14 protein-coding genes and 1 other annotated feature are annotated in these 16,547 nt (G+C 39.9%); all 14 genes read left to right on the top strand.

What is annotated here, in order from left to right:
• The first annotated feature begins 6 nt into the window (after positions 1-6).
• The 14 genes from ACWM35_RS00795 (at position 7) to proS (ending at position 16,536) form a co-directional block, all read left to right on the top strand.
• Positions 7-939, top strand: coding sequence for an ABC transporter permease (locus ACWM35_RS00795; protein WP_454814533.1), 933 nt, complete (start codon positions 7-9; stop codon positions 937-939).
• On the top strand, positions 939-1,892 hold the full coding sequence (locus ACWM35_RS00790; protein ID WP_454814531.1) for an ABC transporter permease: 954 nt from the start codon (positions 939-941) through the stop codon (positions 1,890-1,892). The genes ACWM35_RS00795 and ACWM35_RS00790 overlap by 1 nt, the downstream gene beginning before the upstream one ends.
• Positions 1,893-1,898: 6 nt before the next feature.
• The gene (locus tag ACWM35_RS00785; RefSeq protein WP_454814529.1) at positions 1,899-2,897 is read left to right on the top strand and encodes an ABC transporter ATP-binding protein; all 999 of its coding nucleotides are present in this window, start codon (positions 1,899-1,901) and stop codon (positions 2,895-2,897) included.
• A gap of 24 nt (positions 2,898-2,921) precedes the next feature.
• Positions 2,922-4,553: a peptide ABC transporter substrate-binding protein gene (locus ACWM35_RS00780; protein ID WP_454814527.1), complete on the top strand. Its 1,632-nt coding sequence runs from the start codon at positions 2,922-2,924 to the stop codon at positions 4,551-4,553.
• 94 nt (positions 4,554-4,647) lie between these two features.
• The gene (locus ACWM35_RS00775) at positions 4,648-5,571 is read left to right on the top strand and encodes a S66 peptidase family protein (protein WP_454814525.1); all 924 of its coding nucleotides are present in this window, start codon (positions 4,648-4,650) and stop codon (positions 5,569-5,571) included.
• 14 nt (positions 5,572-5,585) lie between these two features.
• Entirely contained in the window at positions 5,586-6,686 is a 1,101-nt protein-coding gene (locus tag ACWM35_RS00770; RefSeq protein WP_454814523.1) for a dipeptide epimerase, read from the top strand.
• Complete coding sequence (locus tag ACWM35_RS00765) at positions 6,679-7,596, top strand: C40 family peptidase (RefSeq protein ID WP_454814521.1); 918 nt, start codon at positions 6,679-6,681, stop codon at positions 7,594-7,596. Before ACWM35_RS00770 ends, ACWM35_RS00765 begins: the two co-directional genes overlap by 8 nt.
• Positions 7,596-8,600 (top strand): ABC transporter ATP-binding protein, encoded by a 1,005-nt coding sequence (locus tag ACWM35_RS00760; RefSeq protein ID WP_454814519.1) that lies wholly within the window; start codon positions 7,596-7,598, stop codon positions 8,598-8,600. The genes ACWM35_RS00765 and ACWM35_RS00760 overlap by 1 nt, the downstream gene beginning before the upstream one ends.
• Positions 8,601-8,603: 3 nt before the next feature.
• On the top strand, positions 8,604-9,389 hold the full coding sequence (locus tag ACWM35_RS00755) for a serine hydrolase (protein ID WP_454814518.1): 786 nt from the start codon (positions 8,604-8,606) through the stop codon (positions 9,387-9,389).
• A 177-nt stretch (positions 9,390-9,566) separates the two neighbouring features.
• Complete coding sequence (locus ACWM35_RS00750; RefSeq protein WP_454814516.1) at positions 9,567-10,250, top strand: sigma-70 family RNA polymerase sigma factor; 684 nt, start codon at positions 9,567-9,569, stop codon at positions 10,248-10,250.
• 30 nt (positions 10,251-10,280) lie between these two features.
• Entirely contained in the window at positions 10,281-10,865 is a 585-nt protein-coding gene (gene clpP, locus ACWM35_RS00745) for an ATP-dependent Clp endopeptidase proteolytic subunit ClpP (protein WP_454814514.1), read from the top strand.
• 129 nt (positions 10,866-10,994) lie between these two features.
• A complete protein-coding gene (locus ACWM35_RS00740) occupies positions 10,995-11,456 on the top strand; it encodes a MarR family winged helix-turn-helix transcriptional regulator (RefSeq protein ID WP_454814512.1) in 462 nt (153 codons plus the stop codon).
• A 3-nt stretch (positions 11,457-11,459) separates the two neighbouring features.
• Positions 11,460-14,543 (top strand): MMPL family transporter, encoded by a 3,084-nt coding sequence (locus ACWM35_RS00735; RefSeq protein WP_454814510.1) that lies wholly within the window; start codon positions 11,460-11,462, stop codon positions 14,541-14,543.
• A 297-nt stretch (positions 14,544-14,840) separates the two neighbouring features.
• Positions 14,841-15,057 (top strand) — a binding site (T-box leader).
• Positions 15,058-15,105: 48 nt separating this feature from the next.
• Positions 15,106-16,536, top strand: a complete 1,431-nt coding sequence (gene proS, locus ACWM35_RS00730) for a proline--tRNA ligase (protein WP_454814508.1) — start codon at positions 15,106-15,108, stop codon at positions 16,534-16,536.
• The last annotated feature ends 11 nt before the right edge of the window (positions 16,537-16,547 follow it).

Below are 16,547 nucleotides of genomic sequence, written 5' to 3'. Positions count from 1 at the left end.
ACAAGCATGAGTACATATTTTATCAAGCGAATCATTGCCATGATTATCACCTTATGGCTGATCATTACCGGGACATTCTTTCTCATGCACTCGGTACCTGGGTCACCCTTTAATGAAGAAAGAACAACGAATGAAGCCGTCCAAAAGAACCTCGAAGCTTATTTTCATCTAGATGAACCTCTCTTAGTCCAATATGGAAACTACTTAACATCACTGATACAGCTAGATCTAGGCCCATCCATCAAAAAATCATCACAGACAGTCAACGAAATGCTGGGAAGAGGATTTCCTGTTTCATTTGAACTTGGATTTTACACTCTTATTCTAGCCATTATTTCTGGAATCACACTTGGAATTCTTGCTGCTCTAAAACATAACAAAATGATCGATTACTTAGCTATGTCGATTGCCGTTCTCGGAATTTCGATTCCTAACTTTGTAATGGCAACATTACTAATTGAACAATTAGCGGTCAATATTCCGATTTTCCCGGTAGCAACATGGACAAGCCCGAAACATATGGTACTGCCTATTCTTGCGCTGGCAACAGGTCCGATGGCGATTATTGCCCGGTTAACGAGATCTAGTATGCTTGAAGTATTAACACAGGACTATATCCGTACAGCAAAAGCGAAAGGGCTATCACCTGTCAAAATTGTTTTCAAGCATGCTCTCAGAAATGCGCTTTTACCAGTCGTAACGGTGTTAGGGTCTCTAGCGGCCAGCATTTTAACAGGAACATTTGTTATTGAAAAAATCTTTGCCATTCCTGGGATGGGGAAATATTTCGTTGATAGTATCAATACACGTGACTATCCCGTCATTATGGGGACGACTATTTTTTATAGTGCGATTTTAATCTTTATGCTGTTATTAGTGGACTTAGCCTATGGTGTCCTAGATCCGCGGATTAAGTTTAACAAAAAGGAGGCGAAATAATGGAACTGCGAAAATGGGAGGAACTCAACGTTTCACCCGATATTCCAGATGAATGGTTCGTCCCGAAAGCTCGAAATAAAACCGAAGCGGAAGAAGTGGTGAGACCTAGTTTATCTTATTGGAAGGATTCATGGCTCAGGCTCATTAAAAACAGGCTGGCGATGGTAGGAATGATCTTTTTATTCTTATTAGCATTATTCGCAATTTTTGGCCCAATCATTTCTCCACATTCGGTGGAAACACAAAAGTTAGCGATGCAGAACCTGCCGCCTTCAAGTGAGAATTGGTTTGGTACCGATGATTTAGGTAGGGATGTATTTACAAGAACAGCTTATGGTGCAAGAATCTCTCTATTTGTCGGATTGGTTGCCGCTCTTATCGATTTTATTATTGGCGTCATCTATGGGGGAATTGCAGGTTATAAAGGCGGAAAGACTGATAATCTGATGATGAGAATTGTTGAAATCTTATACGGGCTCCCCTACTTACTCGTTGTTATTTTGGTAATGGTGGTCATTGGCCCAGGATTAACCACGATCATTCTCGCACTTTCGATTACCGGTTGGATTGGAATGGCAAGGATTGTCCGCGGTCAAGTCTTGCAAATTAAAAACTATGAGTTTGTTCTAGCCTCGAAAACATTTGGTGCTAAGACAGCGCGGATTATCCGAAAGAACCTTTTACCCAACACAATGGGTCCAATTATTGTACAAATGACCCTGACCATCCCGTCAGCCATTTTTGCTGAAGCATTTCTGAGTTTCATAGGTTTGGGAATCCAAGCTCCACATGCCAGCTGGGGTGTTATGGCCAATGATGGATTATCTACCATTCTATCAGGCTATTGGTGGCGGTTATTCTTCCCAACCTTGTTCATTTCTTTAACGATGTTTGCATTTAACGTTTTAGGTGACGGGCTTCAAGATGCCCTCGATCCGAAGCTGAGGAGGTAAGGCAGCATGGAAAAAATCCTTCAGGTTAAGGACCTTCAGGTTTCCTTTTCAACCTACGGCGGTGAAGTAAAAGCTGTCCGTGGTGTTACTTTTGATTTACATAAAGGAGAAACACTTGCCATTGTCGGTGAATCTGGGTGTGGAAAAAGCGTAACCTCACAAAGCATTATGCGGCTGATTCCCGAGCCTCCTGGAAAAATTGCCGGTGGTGAAATTCTTTTTAACGGTAAAGATTTAATCCAATTAAAGGAAGCAGATCTTCGAAAAATACGTGGTGCTAATATTTCCATGATCTTTCAGGACCCTATGACAGCATTAAATCCAACTCTCACCATTGGGGAGCAAATCATGGAAGGGATTCTTCAACATGAGAAGCTGTCTAGGCAACAGGCTCGGAAAGCAGCCGTGGAGATGCTGACGTTAGTTGGAATACCAAGTCCCGAAGAACGATTAAAACAATACCCACATCAATTTAGCGGAGGAATGCGGCAGCGGATTGTCATCGCAATGGCACTGATTTGCAGCCCAGATGTGTTAATTGCCGATGAACCAACAACGGCTCTTGATGTAACCATCCAAGCACAAATACTAGAATTGTTTAGGGAGATACAAAAGAAAACAAGTGTTTCGATTATTCTAATCACCCATGATTTGGGAGTAGTCGCTCAGGTTGCGGACCGAATCGCTGTTATGTATGCAGGCAAGATCGTTGAATTAGGGTCAAGGCGTGAAATTTTTTACCAGCCGAAGCATCCCTATACACAAGGACTGCTGCAATCAGTCCCGAGGTTAGATATAGAAAAGGCAGAACTCGTGCCAATACCAGGTTCACCACCAGACTTATTTTCTCCGCCCGTTGGGTGCGCATTTGCCGCAAGATGTCCTTATGCGATGGAAGTATGTGATCGAGTTTATCCATCCTCTACATACCTCAGTCAACTGCATCATGTGGATTGCTGGCTCCAGGATGAGCGAGCAAAAAAATTGGTTTCAACAGTTGTTTAAATATAAAAATCTAGGGGGAATAAGATGAAAAAGTTTGGAGCAATGTTTGTTACCGTTATGTTGTTATTTGCTTTAGCTGCCTGTACAGCCACCAAAGATTCTGGAAGCGAGCCAAAGGATAAAGGAGACGAGGGTTCCAAAGAAAAAACAGAAAAGGTACTTTACTTAAATAATAGTGTAGAACCAACTTCCTTTGACCCTCCAATTGGTTTTGATGCTGTATCTTGGAATGCCTTAAACAATCTCATGGAAGGCCTTACCCGTTTAGACGATACACATGAACCTAAGGCAGCGACAGCGAAAGACTGGGATGTATCAGAGGATGGAAAAACCTATACATTCCATATCCGTGAAGAAGCAAAATGGTCAAATGGTGATGATTTAACAGCAGGTGACTTTGTTTACGCTTGGAAACGTTTATTGGATCCAAATACAGCATCATCTGCAGCATTTTTAGGCTATTTTATTGAAGGTGGAGAAGCCTATAACACAGGTGCTGGAACAGCGGATGACGTGAAAGTAAAAGCGGTTGATGACAAAACATTTGAAGTAACACTGACAAGTCCACAAGCTTATTTCTTAAGTGTAATTGCAAATCCAGCTTTCTTCCCAATCAATGAAAAAGTGGCGACAGCAAATGCAGAGTGGTTCTCTGAAGCAGAGTCATTTGTAGGTAATGGTCCTTTCTCATTATCCGAATGGAACCACGATAGTGATTTCACAATGGTTAAGAATGATAAATATTGGGATGCCAAAAATGTGAAATTAGACAAAGTTCATTGGGCGATGATCGATGATACGAATACGGAATATCAAATGTTCCAAACAGGTGAGTTAGATACTTCAGAAGTTCCATCAGATCTTGCTGATCAAATCTTTAAAGAAGGAAAAGTAAAAGTAGAGGATCAAGCTGGGGAATATTTCTATCGCTTTAATGTTAATAAGGAACCTTTCCAAAATGTAAATATCCGTAAAGCATTTGCGATGGCAATTGATCAAAAACAAATGGTCGAGCTAGTTACAAAAAATAAAGAAAAGCCTGCATATGGCTTTGTATCATATGGTTTCAAAGATCCAGCTGGTAAAGACTTCCGTGAAAAAAATGGTGATTTAATTAAAACAGATGCGGAAAAAGCAAAAGAGCTATTGAAAAAAGGGATGGAAGAGGAAGGCTACACAACACTTCCAGAAGTAACATTAACGTATAGCACGCTTGAAACGCATAAGAAAATTGCTGAGGCAATGCAGCAAATGCTGAAGGAAAATCTAGATGTCGATGTTAAGCTGGCAAACATGGAAAGTAGTGTGTTTGCAACGGAACAAAAAGCTTTGAAATTCCAGCTGTCACGAAGCTCTTTCTTAGCAGATTATGCTGATCCAATCAACTTTATGGAAAACTTCCAAACAGGTCATTCGATGAACCGTACTGGCTGGAGTAATGCAGAGTTTGACCAATTAATTAAAGATGCAAAAAATGAAAAGGATGAAACAAAACGTTTTGAAATGATGTATAAAGCTGAAAAAATCCTGTTTGATGAAGTGCCGATCATTCCAATCCATTTCTACAACCAAGTTTATTTACAAAATGAAGATGTATCGGGCATCGTCCGTCATCCAGTTGGATACTTGGAACTAAAAGGAGCAGATAAAAACTAAAAGCGGAAACGATTTTTAATCAAAAGGGATGTTCGGATTGAACATCCCTTTTGTCCTCATACATAATTCGATTGATAGAAAAGGGGGTTATAAAATGACTTTACTTAAGCCTAATCGTCTGAAAAAAGGTGATACGGTGGGTGTGATTGCTCCGGCAAGTCCGCCGAATCATGAAAACCTAGAACGAGGGATTGCATTTTTAAAAGAAATTGGACTTAGTGTGAAAGTGGGGAAGGCTGTCGACCAAAAATATGGTTATTTAGCAGGTACTGATCAAGAGAGATTAAATGATCTGCATGACATGTTTCTCGATACTGAGGTAAAGGCAATCTTTTGTGCTTCAGGTGGCTATGGGACGGCTAGAATTGCTCCTTACATTGATTTTGATCTTGTGAAAAAGAATCCAAAAATTTTCTGGGGTTATAGTGATATTACATTTTTGCATACAGCCATACGCCAAGAAGCGGATCTTGTAACCTTCCATGGTCCGATGCTAGGATCTGATATTGGTAAAGAAGGGACGCACCCGTTATCCAAAGAGGGTTTTCATCAATTGTTCGAGCAGAAAGAACTTATTTATTCCAATGAACTATCACCTTTAGAAACTTTAGTACAAGGACAGGCTCAAGGTGAGTTAGTTGGCGGGAATTTATCCCTTTTAGTAAGTACACTGGGAACATCTTATGAAATTGATACAAACGGAAAAATATTGCTAATAGAAGATATTAATGAAGAACCACGTTCGGTGGATCGAATGTTGAATCAACTCAAAATGGCGGGAAAACTTGATTCTGTCACTGGGATATTAGTGGGAGATTTTTGTGATTGCGTATCAAAAAGGGAATTCTCTTTAACCCTTGACGAGGTTATTGCCCACTATGTGGAGCTTGCCAATAAACCTGCTTTAAAAGGTTTTAATATCGGTCATTGCAATCCACATATTTCAGTTCCACTAGGTGTAACAGCAACATTTTCTACTGATGAAAAAAGACTAATTGTCGAAAGCGGCATAAAATAAAAGGTGGGAAGAGGATGATTATTGATCAAATTCAAACATTTCGCACAGCTGTCCCGTTAATAAAACCATTTAAAACAGCGCTTCGTACGGTAACCACTGCCGAAGCGATTATGGTCAAAATAACCTGTGATAATGGCGTGATTGGCTGGGGAGAAGCGCCACCGACCGTTGTCATAACCGGTGATAGTCTTTCAAGTATTGAGTATTCCATTCAACATGTTATCAAACCATTTTTGGAAAATAAAAGTCTATTAAACTATGAAACTCTTTTTCAAGGAATAAACAGCATTTTGGTTGGGAATCCGAGTGCGAAAGCAGCAGTCGATATGGCCTTATATGATTGCTTGTCACAGAATTGCAGGCTGCCGCTTTATCAGTTCCTAGGCGGATCCAAGAAAGAGTTGGAAACTGATTTTACCGTAAGTGTTAATGGTCCTGAAGAAATGGGAGACGATGCTGTATCCTATATCCAAAAGGGCTTTGATGTCTTAAAGGTGAAGGTTGGAAAAGATAATGTTTCAATGGATATCGAACGAATTAAAGAGATTAGGAGACGCGTAGGGAGCGAAGTGAAAATTCGCCTTGATGCTAATCAAGGTTGGACTGCTAAGGATGCCATTCGGGCAATACGCAAGATGGAGGACAGTGATCTAAGAATCGAACTGGTTGAACAGCCGGTTAAAGCTCATGACATTGAGGGGTTAAAAAAAGTTACTGATTCAGTAGATACACTGATCATGGCAGATGAAAGTGTTTTTACACCAAAGCAGGCATTCGAAGTTTTAAAAACAAGAAGTGCTGATTTAATTAACATTAAGCTAATGAAAGCCGGCGGGATCTACCAAGCACAGATTATAAATCACCTGGCAGAAACCTGTGGTGTCGAATGTATGGTAGGCAGTATGATTGAAACCAGAGTAGGGATTACTGCCGCTGCTCATTTTGCTGCAAGTAAACAAAATATCACCCGTTTCGACTTTGATGCTCCGCTCATGCTGGCAAAAGACATTGTCGATGGTGGGATTCACTATCATAAACGTTTCATCACATTTCCTGAGTCACCCGGTCTTGGAATTAAGAATGTAATGGTCGAAGGAGGGGTTACCCTTGGATAGAAGGATTGTCAATGTTCCAGTTGCAACGGTTTGGACATCTTATAATTCTGCAAGAGAAATAGATTCTCCTGCGATATCAAACCCGGTTGAAATCAATAAATGGTTAGAAGGATTAACCTATGAGACGAGGCTTGGATTATGTGAACAAAACCTGGTTCAGACCCAGCTTTTATATGGAGAAGAGGTATTTGTTGTGGAGGAAGTTGAGAACTGGTCACAGGTGATTATTCCTGACCAATCTACTTCAAAAAATAAATCGGGTTATCCAGGCTGGGTACCTAGCGCTCAGTTGGTGAAGCCATCGGCAGATTGGAATTTGAAGAAAGGACCTGTTGTGGTAATTTCAAGTCCAATGGCGCAACTAACGAAAAGGACGGATATAGAGCTATCTTATCAAACGATCCTTCCGTTTATAAAAGTAGAGGATGGTAAAGCGTTGGTACGGACTCCGGATGGATTAGATTCACTAGCTATTGAAAATGTGGAGATTGCTGAATCTTATGCTGAACGCCGTAAAGGAAATGGCAAGGATATTGTCACTGCTGGAGAAAAATTTCTAAACCTTCCCTACTTGTGGGCGGGAATGAGCAGCTTTGGGTATGATTGTTCAGGTTTTAGCTATTCAATGTGTAAGGCAAATGGCTATTTGATTCCTCGTGATGCCCACGACCAAGCGAACGCAGGGATGAATATTGACCTTTCAGATATAAAACCTGGTGATTTACTGTTTTTTGCTTATCAAGAAGGAAAGGGCAGCATTCACCATGTAGGAATCTATTATGGGGATGGAAAGTTACTTCATTCTCCTAATACGGGAAAAACGATTGAGATTATTCCGTTAGCTGGGACTATTTATGAACGTGAACTTTGTGTGGCTAGACGTTATTGGGTTGAGACGGAGGAATCCTAATGGGCAAATTATTAGAAGTAACGAATTTAAAGAAACATTTTTCCTTTGGAAAAGGGAGGGTTTTAAAAGCCGTTGACGGCGTTTCCTTTCATATTAATAAAGGGGAGACACTCGGGATTGTTGGGGAATCTGGCTGTGGGAAATCCACGGCTGGCAGGACCATTATAGGTCTGTATGACCTAACTGAAGGCGAAGTCATTTTTAACGGGAAAAACATCCATTCGTTAAAGAGTAAGGAAAGACATGAATTTCACCGGCAAATGCAAATGATTTTTCAAGATCCCTATGCGTCCTTGAACCCAAGGTCAACCGTAAAGGAGATCATTTCAGAACCTATGGAAGTTCATGGAATGTATTCAAATAAACAGGAACGGTTGAACCGTGTATATCAATTATTAGAGGATGTTGGTTTAAATCGTGATCATGCAAACCGCTATCCGCATGAATTTAGCGGAGGTCAGCGGCAGCGGATTGGAATTGCCCGTGCACTGGCTTTAGACCCTGAATTTATTATTGCAGATGAACCGATATCTGCTCTTGATGTTTCCGTACAAGCACAGGTCGTAAACCTACTCAAGCGGCTGCAAAATGAAAAAGGATTAACCTATCTTTTTATTGCCCATGACCTGTCAATGGTGAAACAAATAAGTGACAGAATCGGGGTTATGTATCTTGGGCAATTAGTAGAGTTAACCGACAGCAACGAGTTATATAAGAAACCGATGCATCCTTATACTCAGGCTTTACTTTCAGCGATTCCTATTCCAGATCCGGACATTGAGGACCGGCGTGAGCGGATCATTTTAAAGGGAGAGCTTCCTAGCCCAATCGATCCACCTAGCGGTTGTGTTTTCCGAACTCGTTGTCCAGTGGCAATGGAAATATGTGCCCATGAAAAACCAGTCTGGCAGGAAGTGGAATCTAATCATTTTGTTGCCTGCCATTTATTTGATAAAAAGAAAACGGGTAACAATGATTATTCACAAGTGGCGGTTACGAGGTAAGCGATGAAAAAATTACTCGAGTATATTAACGCTGAACTGAAAGGATTCAATGGGAGAATTGGTTTGGCTATTGAAGTGCAAGACGGTGAAAACTTCACAATCAATGGGGATCAATTATTTCCGTCTGCCAGCATTATTAAGCTCCCGATTTTATTAGCGGGACTGATAAAAGCTAAGAATGGTGAAATAGATTTAGATGAAGTGATTACGATTTCCGAAAATAGTAAAGTTGGGGGGGCTGGGGTCATCCAGGCACTTTCCAAAAATGCTTCTCTGTCCATTCAGGATTTACTGACGTTGATGATTACCGTTTCAGACAATACCGCGACGAATCTAATTATCGATTTAATTGGTATGGATGCGATCAATGATAAATTCAAACAGGTTGGTTTGACCAATACGGTCCTTCAGCGAAAAATGATGGACTTTACCGCGATGGAAAAGGGAAAGGACAATCTAACCAGTCCGCTAGAGATGATCCACTGTCTTAAGCTGTTGAATGGATTAAATTTTACGATTGGATTCGAAGGAACCGTTATCGCGCGAGAAATATTGAAAAGTCAACAATTCAAAAATAAGCTACCAGAGAGAATGGATCAGGAAAAAATTACGATCTTAAATAAAACAGGAGAGCTTCCAGCTATTGAACACGATTGTGCCATTTTGGAATTTCGGGGCAGAAGAGTGTATGTGGCCGTTATGATGGATGGGCTATTGGATCAATATTCTGCTAAACAATTGATGCATTGGATCGGAAAGCATATTTCGGATTTTCTAGTAAGTGAATAGTCTCATTGAATGTATGAACTGAATCGGGCAAAAACCTATTCAGTTTTCTTTTTTTCTTAAAAAAGAATCGTGATACAATTTCATCATATAATAAATAAAAAATTTTTTCCCCACCCGTATCTTTTTAACCCTGTTAAAGCGTTTATAGGGTAGAGAGTGCTAAAGGAGTGAACTGGAATGTCGAAGAAAGTTGTTCCCTACACCACAGAGCAGTTGGATGAAAGAAACGAGGATATTTTTTGGACCGATTTTTATCCAAAGCTTAAGCGCTATTGTCACTTCCTTGCCCAGAACAAATGGGATGGAGACGATATTGCCCAAGAAACCTTTGTGAAAGCATTAAAATACAGTGGAAATAAAATGATGTCACCTGCATTACTTAATAAAATTGCCTACCATCATTGGATTGATGTTGTTCGGAAGAGAAAAAAGATAACAACCGAAATGGAATCTGAACAGATAAGTGATGACCGGAAAGAAAACCGATCGGGTGTTGTAGAACTATTGATAGAGAATTTTTCCCCGAAACAGGCAGTCATATTATTATTAAAAGAGGGATTCCTCTATCAAATTAAGGAAATTGCCGACATTCTCGGTACTACAGAAATGGCAGTGAAAGCAAGTCTGCATCGAACTAAGAAGCGTGTAGAAAAAGGAATCGATGAGAAGAAATCTCTTGCGCTTTTGTGGGATGAAGAGGAACGGGAGCAGTTAGAGTTGCTGTTTAAGGAATCGTTAGAATCTCAGGACCCTTCTATTTTAATCGAAGCGCTTCCCTCCCTTCATTGCATTACAGAACAACCGAAACTCCAAACCATCTCAAGACAAACTCCTTCTAGCACTCTCTGCATGGCTGCTTAGCCATAAAACAGCTTTTAGGAGGATCATGAAATGAGTACAATTCCATATGTGATTGAACAATCGAACCGTGGGGAACGGTCGTATGATATTTATTCTCGACTGTTAAAGGACCGAATTATTATTATTGGTGATGAAATCAATGATCATATAGCAAACAGTGTTGTCGCCCAATTATTATTTTTAGCGGCAGATGCACCAGATAAAGAAATCTCTCTTTATATCAACAGTCCCGGAGGCTCAACATCCGCTGGTTTTGCGATTTTTGATACGATGCAGTATATTCAGCCTCAGGTAAGAACCATTTGTACAGGAATGGCTGCCTCATTTGGAGCGATGTTATTGTTAGCGGGAACGAAAGGGAAACGTTATGCTTTGCCAAATAGTGAGATTATGATTCACCAGCCATTAGGCGGTGCACGTGGTCAGGCAACGGAAATCGAAATTACTGCCAAGAGGATTTTAAAATTACGTGAACATCTAAATCAAATCATCGCTGAAAGGACAGGTCAACCTGTTGAAAAAGTTGCCAAGGATACCGATCGAGATTATTTTATGAGTGCTGAAGAAGCAAAAGAATATGGAATAATCGATGAAATTCTTTATCCGAAAGCATAATAATAGGGAATCAAAAATAGGTTAGCTTCGGCTGACCTATTTTTATTGACATCTTTAATATGATGAAATATAGTTAAACGAGTGAATAGTTAAACTGTTAAACTAATATATATAGAGGTGAAGACATCAATGGCCGACTTCAAGGTTCAAGATTTGATTGACCGCTACGTGTCAGTCTCGTTCCGGGTAGATAAGAAAGCGGGTGCCTTAATAAAGGCACATATTGGAGATGATCTGACTACGGATCAACTTTACATATTAGGTTATATACATGAACAAGGAAAATGCACGTCATCTGAATTAGCTGAGGCGTTTTATGTAAATAAAAGTGCAATTACTGCCATCATCAATCGACTGGTGGAAAAAGGTTTGATTGACAGGACCAGAGATGAAACCGATCGCAGGGTTATCTATTTAACATTAACCGATGAAGGTAAAGAGTTACATCAAATTACGGAGGAAAAAGTTCATCAGTTAGTCGAGTGCTTTATCACTCAATTTGAAGAAAGTGAAATTAAAAGTTTTATCGAGACCTATGAAAAATTAGCTGTCATTTTAGACAACATGTGCAAGGAAGAAATGGGGGAATAGGGTATGAGAGCTATCATCAAAGGAAAATGGTTTATTCTAATCGCTTGGATAGTCATTATTGCCGCACTCTTTATGGTTGCACCGAACATGGAAAAACTCGTTCGAGAGAAAGGGCAGATCAATGTTCCAGATGGATATTCTTCCACATTAGCAGAGGATATCCTTAGTGAAGTCCAATCAGATGAAAATAAAGGCAGCGATTTGCAAACGGCTTTAGTATTTCATAGCGATAAAAAGCTAACAGAAAAAGACTTTGCAAATGCTGAAAATGCTGTAAAACAGCTGGAAAAAAATCAAGATGAATTAGGGATTACAGAGATCTTATCACATTTTAATCAAGAAGCATTAAAGGATCAGCTTGTATCAGAAGACGGAACAACCATTCTGGTTTCCATGAATGTTACAGCAAATGGCCGTGAAGGGAAAGAAATCACCGAGGATTTATATAAGGCGATTGATGATGTGAGGCTTGATCATTACTATACGGGAAACTGGATGATTGGGGAGGACCTTGTTACCAACTCTCAGGAGGGTTTAAAGAAAACGGAGGGAATTACCGTAGTTTTCATTTTAGTTGTCCTGTTACTTGTGTTCCGATCAATCATTGCTCCGATTATTCCTTTAGTGACAGTTGGATTCAGTTATCTCACTGCGCAATCGATTGTGGCGATTCTAGTGGATAAAGTGGATTTTCCACTATCCACCTTTACTCAGATCTTTCTAGTTGCTGTTCTTTTCGGGATTGGGACGGATTATTGTATTTTACTATTAAGTCGGTTTAAAGAGGAATTATCGAAGAATGATAGTGTGGTAGAAGCAATTATTACTACTTATAAAAATGCAGGTAAAACTGTCTTGTTCAGTGGTTTAGCTGTTATGATCGGGTTTGCTTCTATCGGTTTTTCAACGTTCCAACTATACAAATCAGCAGCAGCTGTAGCGATAGGAGTCGCTATTCTATTACTAGCACTATTCACTGTCGTCCCATTTTTTATGGCTGTCTTAGGGAAAAAGCTGTTCTGGCCATCAAAAGGGAAGCTCGAACATGGGGATAGCAAATTATGGGGAGTTACGGGAAAGTTTGCTTTAGCACGTCCATTAATCGCCCTGATTATAGTAGCTGTTATTTCAGTTCCTGCTTTATTTACTTATGATGGGGAGCTGTCCTTTAACTCTTTAGAGGAAATAGGCGATGACTTTCATTCTATTAAAGGATTTAATATCATCTCTGATTCTTTTGGTCCTGGTGAATCGATGCCTACCCAAATTGTCATCAAAAATGATGATGAATTGAATTCCTCAGATTATATTGCTTTGACTGAAAAAATCAGCCTAGAGCTTGCTAAGATTGATGATGTAGACGTTGTTCGTTCTGTCACAAGACCAATGGGCGAGCCAATAGATGAACTATATATTTCAGGTCAGGTTAAAAGTTTAGAAGAAGGGCTTGTTCAAGGGAATGACGGAATCCAGCAAATCAGCGATGGTTTGTCTGAAGCTGGTGGCCAACTAAAAGCCAATCAGCCGAAAATGGAAGCAGCCACAGACGGTATTAGTCAGCTTATTTCAGGCACAAATCAATTGCAGTCTGGAATGGGAACCATTCAAACCAACCTTGCGAAAATTGAAGATGGATTAGAACAAGGTGCCTCAGGAACAACTCAAGTTAGAGAAGGATTAGAAGTTATCAAAACTGAATCATCAAAGGTTTTAGCAGGCAGTCAGAAATTACTCGACGGCTATAAACAGGTAGCAGCTGGAATCAGTTCCATTAACAATACACTAGGAGCGACAAATCACTATTTTACTAATCTCGAAACAGATCTGCCTGAAGTTCTTGGAAATCCAAATTATCTTGCATTAAAAATGACAATCCAAGGTACCCAAGACCAACCAGGGTTACAAACGGTTGCAGCACAATTAGCAGGAAGCTTTAGCCAATTAAATAGTAATTTTAACGAAGCCATAGTTGGTCAGGAGGCTCTTGTTAAGGGAATGGAAGAGCTAGTAAAAGGACTTTCTGAGATTGAAACGGGCCTTTATGCAATGGAAAATGGCCAAGGACAAATTGTTCAGAGCCTTCCACAGCTTTCTAGCGGACTAAATGGATTAAATAATGGCCAAGAGCAAATATTGAATGGTTTTAAAGACATGGGCAGCCAGATTACCCAGTTAACGGATGGGCTAACACAAAGCGCGGATGGTTTAAATCAAGTCCATGATGGCCTTGAGTCAGCTCAAGAGTACTTAGCTGGTGTATCGGAGCAAGAGCAAACTGGATTTTATATTCCACAGGATGTACTTGATAGCAAGGACTTCGAACAGTCACTTGATGCTTATATGTCTAAAGATCGTAAAGTAATGACAATTGATGTAGTCTTTAATAAAAATCCATATTCAAACGAAGCGCTCAATCGAATTCCTGAAATTAAGGAAGCAGTAGAACGAGTAGTGAAGGATACAAAGCTTGAGAATGCAAAAGTGGCAGTCGGCGGTGTTTCTAGTATGCATCACGATCTTGACACCATTTCTGAAGGTGATTACTCCAGGACCGTTGTTTTCATGCTAATTGGGATAACGATTATTTTAATGATTCTTTTCCGCTCGATCATCATGCCGCTTTATCTAATCGGTTCATTAATCTTAACCTACTATACTTCTATGGCCATTTCAGAGGTCATCTTTGTAAACTGGTTGGGTTACACGGGTATCAGCTGGGCTGTTCCGTTCTTTGCCTTTGTCATCTTAATAGCACTTGGTATCGACTACAGTATTTTCTTGATGGACCGCTTTAATGAATTCAAGCATATGTCGGTTGAGCAAGCGATCCTTCAGGCAATGAAGAAAATGGGAACAGTTATTATCTCGGCTGCGGTTATCTTAGGTGGAACCTTCGCTGCAATGATGCCAGCTGGGGTATTATCGTTGCTTGAAATCGCGGCAATCCTATTGATTGGCCTGTCTCTATATGCACTAGTGATTCTCCCGCTTTTTGTACCAGTTATGGTCAAAACATTTGGAGAAGCAAACTGGTGGCCATTTAGGAAAAATAAAGACAGCATAGTAGACCAGTCCACTCATATGTAAAGGGAATGCACGCTGAGGTAAATTTCAGCGTGCTTTTTTATGTTGTTGGAAAGAAAATCGGCAGTTTAATATAAATGGGGAGTGGTTTAACAAAAATCGTTATCCCTTTAACAAAAACTGGGGCATATTTTACGAAAATTGAAGCTTCTTTTACAAAAACCGGCACATCTTTTACAAAAATACCTCCCGCTTTTACAATCAGCTCAGAAACTTTGCCAATTTGCCACTAAAAGAATAATATTCCAAAAATAATTTGACTTTTAACATCAGGAAATATATAATTTTGACAAAAATACATTTAAAACGATGATGGGGACTAGTAAAGTGGAGTTGTCTTACAAAGAGAGGGAACCAATGGTGTGAGGTTTCTTAAGACGATCATTTGAACCTGCCTCGGAGTTCTGTATCGGATCTTTTTGAAGATACAAGCGGATGATTTCCGTTATCATGATGAGAGTATGAAGCATAATGCTTTATAAATTTAGGGTGGTACCGCCAGGCCTTGGTCCCTTTTTGAGGATCAAGGCCTTTTTATATTCAAATTTATTAATGAGGTGTCATAATGACAAAAGAATTTGTAAAAGACGTAACCAGCATGGATGAGGATTTCGCCCAGTGGTATACAGATGTTGTAACAAAAGCAGACTTAATTGACTATTCCAGTGTTCGCGGCTCGATGATCATTCGTCCGTACGGATATGCTCTTTGGGATAATATTAAAAATGAATTGGATCGTCGAATTAAAGAAACAGGGCATGAAAATGTTTATATGCCACTGTTTATTCCAGAAAGCCTGCTTCAAAAAGAAAAGGATCATGTCGAAGGATTCGCACCTGAAGTAGCTTGGGTAACGCATGGTGGTTCAGATGAACTCGCAGAGCGATTAGTTGTTCGCCCAACTTCAGAAGTACTTTTCTGTGAGCATTATAGTAATATCATTCATTCCTATCGAGATTTACCAAAGCTCTATAACCAATGGGCAAACGTAGTGCGTTGGGAGAAAACTACTCGTCCATTTTTACGTACATTAGAGTTTTTATGGCAGGAAGGCCATACAGCCCATGCAACAGACGAAGATGCGATGGAAGAAACCATTAAAATGTTAAACGTCTATGCAGCAATTTGTGAAGAAATCCTTGCCATTCCAGTTGTAAAAGGTCAAAAAACAGAAAAAGAAAAATTTGCTGGTGCAAAAGCGACGTTTACAATTGAAAGCTTAATGCATGATGGTAAAGCATTACAGTCAGGTACTTCCCACCACTTTGGTACTGGATTTGCTGAAGCCTTCAATATTCAATACACAGATAAAGAAGGCAAATTGCAATATGTCCATCAAACATCATGGGGCTTTACTACAAGAATCATTGGTGCCTTAATCATGGTTCACGGAGACGACCGCGGTTTAGTGATTCCGCCAAAGGCAGCACCAACACAGGTCATGATCGTACCAATCGCTCAGCATAAAGAAGGTGTGCTTGATTTTGCCTATGACTTGAAAAATTCTTTGGCAAAAGTTGCACGTGTTGATATCGATGCCAGCGACAAAAAGCCAGGCTGGAAATTCAATGAATATGAAATGAAGGGTATTCCTGTTCGCTTAGAAGTTGGACCAAAGGATATCGAAAATAAACAAGTTGTCCTAGTAAGAAGGGATACGTTAGAAAAGGTGATTGTTCCATTAGCTGAATTAGAAACGAAGCTAGTTGAACTTCTCGATGAAATTCAAACAAACCTTTATAACAAAGCTCTACAACACCGTGAAGAACGTACTTCCGTTGCGGTTACACTGGATGAACTAAAAACATCGCTTGAATCTAAACCTGGATTCATCAAAGCTATGTGGTGTGGCGAACTTGCTTGTGAGGAAAAAATTAAAGAAGAAACAACGGCAACTTCGAGATGTATCCCATTCGAACAAGATCAAGTGGCTGATACATGTGTATGCTGCGGAAAACCTGCAGATAAAATGGTTTACTGGGCTAAAGCATATTAATTTTTAGGAGA

The sequence above is a fragment of the Neobacillus sp. K501 genome, assembly GCF_053749995.1.
The sequence above is the reverse complement of the archived record's forward strand: the minus strand, read 5'-3'. Positions and strand labels throughout refer to the sequence as shown.

What these genes read in the sequence shown, in the direction of transcription:
- ACWM35_RS00755 (WP_454814518.1), top strand. Translation starts at nt 8,604, where the DNA reads ATGAAAAAATTACTCGAGTATATTAACGCTGAACTGAAAGGATTCAAT.
- ACWM35_RS00790 (WP_454814531.1), top strand. Translation starts at nt 939, where the DNA reads ATGGAACTGCGAAAATGGGAGGAACTCAACGTTTCACCCGATATTCCA.
- ACWM35_RS00735 (WP_454814510.1), top strand. Translation starts at nt 11,460, where the DNA reads ATGAGAGCTATCATCAAAGGAAAATGGTTTATTCTAATCGCTTGGATA.
- ACWM35_RS00780 (WP_454814527.1), top strand. Translation starts at nt 2,922, where the DNA reads ATGAAAAAGTTTGGAGCAATGTTTGTTACCGTTATGTTGTTATTTGCT.
- ACWM35_RS00775 (WP_454814525.1), top strand. Translation starts at nt 4,648, where the DNA reads ATGACTTTACTTAAGCCTAATCGTCTGAAAAAAGGTGATACGGTGGGT.
- ACWM35_RS00785 (WP_454814529.1), top strand. Translation starts at nt 1,899, where the DNA reads ATGGAAAAAATCCTTCAGGTTAAGGACCTTCAGGTTTCCTTTTCAACC.
- ACWM35_RS00740 (WP_454814512.1), top strand. Translation starts at nt 10,995, where the DNA reads ATGGCCGACTTCAAGGTTCAAGATTTGATTGACCGCTACGTGTCAGTC.
- ACWM35_RS00770 (WP_454814523.1), top strand. Translation starts at nt 5,586, where the DNA reads ATGATTATTGATCAAATTCAAACATTTCGCACAGCTGTCCCGTTAATA.
- ACWM35_RS00750 (WP_454814516.1), top strand. Translation starts at nt 9,567, where the DNA reads ATGTCGAAGAAAGTTGTTCCCTACACCACAGAGCAGTTGGATGAAAGA.
- ACWM35_RS00760 (WP_454814519.1), top strand. Translation starts at nt 7,596, where the DNA reads ATGGGCAAATTATTAGAAGTAACGAATTTAAAGAAACATTTTTCCTTT.
- ACWM35_RS00795 (WP_454814533.1), top strand. Translation starts at nt 7, where the DNA reads ATGAGTACATATTTTATCAAGCGAATCATTGCCATGATTATCACCTTA.
- clpP (WP_454814514.1), top strand. Translation starts at nt 10,281, where the DNA reads ATGAGTACAATTCCATATGTGATTGAACAATCGAACCGTGGGGAACGG.
- proS (WP_454814508.1), top strand. Translation starts at nt 15,106, where the DNA reads ATGACAAAAGAATTTGTAAAAGACGTAACCAGCATGGATGAGGATTTC.